At 48.5% G+C, this 3,925-nt stretch carries 2 protein-coding genes; both read left to right on the top strand.

Features of this window, described 5'->3' with window-relative positions:
- On the top strand, positions 1-2,824 hold a 2,824-nt coding region (locus tag DXZ20_RS22630; RefSeq protein ID WP_163703586.1), incomplete at its 5' end, for a hybrid sensor histidine kinase/response regulator.
- 115 nt (positions 2,825-2,939) lie between these two features.
- Positions 2,940-3,925 (top strand): FAD-binding protein (locus tag DXZ20_RS22625; protein WP_163703585.1); only part of this gene is annotated, 986 nt, incomplete at its 3' end.

Genomic DNA, 3,925 nt, shown 5'->3' with positions numbered 1-3,925 from the left:
GGTTACACCCGATGATGCGCTAGATACTGGCTTAGGCGATCTAGACGATCTATTTGACAATGGTGGTGATGTCACGAGTGCTGATGCAACTACATCAGATAATGCTTTAGATAATCTCTTGGGTGATGCAGATATCGCCTTAGACTCCACTGTTGAAAACAACGCTGATGAGTTGTTAACCGATCTGGATCTAGACAACCTGGAACTAGATGAGCCAGAGACAAATCTGTCAGACGTTGATCTATCCCTGGAATTAGGCAGTAACCTAAACGACGTCAGTAGCACAGCATCAGAATTGCTGAACGAGGAACTGGATGAGCCAGAGACAAATCTGTCAGACGTTGATCTATCCCTGGAATTAGGCAGTGACCTAAACGACGCCAGCAGCACAGAATCAGAATTGCTGAACGAGCCTCCTGTCAGCACGTTTGACTTTGACTTACTCGATATCGAGGACGATGGTATCGTTACCGGTTTTGTCAATGAGGATGAAAAGCCTGAGAGTCTTGAAAAACCCATTGAAACTGACACAATCGATAACCTCGAAATATTTGAGCCCTCATCAGATGAGCCAGGACTCGAATCCTTAGATTCCTTACTATCAGAACTGCCTGAAGAAATTGATGAATTTTCTGCATCCACAGCCACAACAGACAGCAGTAATGAGTTTGGTGAGCTTGAAGCGCTACTCGAAAGCCCAGATAACTTGCCTGAACCCAGCTCTGAATCACCATCAACCACAGACTTAGACGATGAATTTGGCGATTTAGAAGCATTATTACAAGATACGGATAAAACACTAGCTCCCGCAGCAGCTAGTGGCACAAGTACTTACAGACCCAGACCCACATCTAATCGGCTATCGGCACGGCGCATGGTGACGGATCAAACCATGCGGGTATCGGTTAGCCACCTAGATAATCTCAGTAACCTGGTAGGTGAACTTGTCGTTAATCGCAATACCTTAGAGCAAGACCAAGACCGCCTTCGTCAGTTTTTGGACAACTTATTATTCCAGGTGCAACAGTTAAATGACGTTGGACAACGCATGCGTGATCTCTATGAGCGCTCACTGCTAGAAAGCTCTCTGATATCTAGCCGTCAGTCATACCATATGACCTCTGCTAGTTTTTCTGTAGAAAATTCAGATATCGAGGATCATGCCACTGGCGAATCCTTTGATGCCTTAGAGATGGACCGTTTTACTGGTTTTCACACGTTATCTCAAGAAATGATTGAGCTGATCGTGCGGGTCCGTGAGTCTGCATCAGATATTGCCTATACCGTTGAATCATCGGATCAAGTGACTCGTCAATTTAGACAGGTCACCAATCAACTCCAGGAAGGGTTAAATAAGGCCCGGATGGTGCCCTTTGCTCAAACAGCTTCTCGATTACCTCGGGCTGTGCGTGATATCTCTCTCAAGTGTGGAAAAGAGGCACGTCTTGTCGTAGAAGGCCGGGATATTCTCATTGACAAGATGATTCTGGAGCAGCTCTATGATCCCATGACTCACTTGGTGAACAATGCCATCACCCATGGGATAGAAACACCTGAGGAGCGCCACCAAGCAGGAAAATCATCGGAAGGCCTGATTACCGTTCGTGCGTTTTATCAAGGTAACCAGACTGTTATCTCGGTCGGTGACGACGGTGCTGGCATTGATCCCGATATTGTCAAACAAAAAGCACTACAGAAAGGATTAATTTCTCAGTCAGATGCCCACACAATGACTGTGTTAGACGTCTACGATCTACTGTTCCACCCCGGATTTAGTACACGGGACCAGGCTGATGATTTTGCTGGGCGAGGGTTTGGGATGGATGTGGTACGTACCTCGTTGGCAGACATTCGCGGTAATATCACCATTGATTCTGAACCAGGGCACGGCACAAATTTCACCATTCGTTTACCCCTAACCCTCAGTATTTCTAAAGCTCTCAGCTGTATTAGCAATCAAGCACGGATAGCCTTCCCCATGGACGGTGTCGAAGACATGTTTGATGTGTCTCGAGAGCGTATTCAGAAAAATGATCAAGGGGAAGATTGCATACTTTGGCGTGACACACTGCTACCGTTCCAGAATCTATCAGATTTACTGTCATTTAATCGCACCCTGGGTCGAGGGCGAGTATACGGCGGTAATCAAGATGAGAATATGATTTCCATCGTGGTATTGCGCAGTGCCAATAGCTTTATTGCCTTGGAAGTTGACCAGGTAATGGGCGAGCAAGAAATTGTCATTAAACAGCTAGAAGGTCCGGTCCCCAAACCTACTGGCATTGCTGGTGCCACCGTTTTAGGGGATGGTCGAGTGATGCCCATTGCCGATGTGTTAGAGCTAATTGATTTAGCCATGGGGCGCGTACGCCGTGAACCCAATGCAGCGTTATGGGCTCAATCAGAGGACACTCCGCCTGAAGAGCCTGCAAAAGTCAAGTCTGAACCCACGGTGTTGATTGTGGATGACTCGATTACGGTTCGTGAGCTGTTATCCATGAGCTTTAACAAGGTTGGCTACCGGGTTGAACAGGCTCGCGATGGCCAAGAAGCTTGGGAAAAACTGCGTTCTGGCTTGCCCTGTGACCTTGTATTCTGCGATATCGAAATGCCAAGAATGGATGGTTTAGAGCTACTATCTCGTCTACAAAAAGACGATGGCTTACAGCAAATTCCCATTGCCATGCTCACATCTCGTGGAGCCGATCGTCATCGACAGATGGCGGTCGATCTAGGTGCCAGTGGTTACTTTACAAAGCCCTACTTAGAGGAGGCACTACTGGATGCCGCCAATAAGATGCTCCATGGGGAAAAGCTTGTCTAAGTTGGCTTTTTTATTGTCGGGATTTTCCCATGGTCCCTATTAGAAATAGGCCAGTCTACTAGTCAGCTTGCTGCGTTAGGATCAATACACAGACCTAACTTATTGGCAGTAATCAATGACTTCTGAGGTAGCACTACAAGACTCAGCAGCTGAACAACGCGATTGGACGCCCATTGTTCAGGAATTTGTTAACGTCCTCAGCGATGATCAGGTTGTGCGTCGCAAGGAGGAGCTGCTGGTATATGAGTGTGATGGGCTAACCAGCTACCGTCAACGGCCTGCCGTTGTGGTGCTGCCCAAAACCACCGAAGAAGTGGCAGTAGCCGTTAAGGTGTGCGATCGCAACAATATCCCCTTCGTCACCCGTGGTGCTGGCACGGGGCTATCCGGTGGGGCCCTCCCTCTGTCAGACAGCGTCCTGATTGTCACCGCCTGCATGCGGCAAATTTTAGATATTGACTACGATAACCAGCGCATTGTTGTGCAACCGGGTGTAATCAATAATTGGGTCACCCAAGCCGTCAGCGGTGCTGGCTTCTATTATGCGCCAGACCCATCTAGTCAGTCCGTCTGTTCCATTGGTGGCAACATCGCCGAGAATTCCGGCGGGGTTCACTGCCTCAAATATGGCGTGACCACGAACCATGTGTTAGGGCTCAAGCTGGTCTTACCCAACGGCGACATTGTTGATGTGGGTGATATGCCAGAACCCCCAGGGTATGACCTGACCGGTATTTTTGTAGGGTCTGAAGGCACCCTGGGGATCGCCACCGAGATCACCCTCCGTATCCTGAAATCACCGGAAAGCGCTCAAACTCTGCTAGCTGATTTTAATAATGTGGAAGCAGCCGGTAAGAGTGTCTCTGAAATTATCAGCGCAGGCATCATTCCAGCTGGCATGGAAATGATGGATAACTTCAGCATCAACGCTGTGGAAGAAGTGGTCGCTCTAGATTGCTATCCCCGTGACGCTACGGCCATTTTGATTGTCGAAGTCGATGGCTCGCCTGCGGATGTGGCCGCCAGTGCCCAAAAGGTTAGCGAAATTGTTAAAGAAAATGGAGCCAGGAATGTTGCGATCGCAACCACCCCTGACGAACG

The sequence above is a fragment of the Adonisia turfae CCMR0081 genome, assembly GCF_011009555.1.
In the GTDB taxonomy this organism is placed as follows: Bacteria; Cyanobacteriota; Cyanobacteriia; order Phormidesmidales; family Phormidesmidaceae; genus Leptothoe; species Leptothoe turfae.
This window is presented reverse-complemented; position numbering and strand designations above follow the sequence as displayed.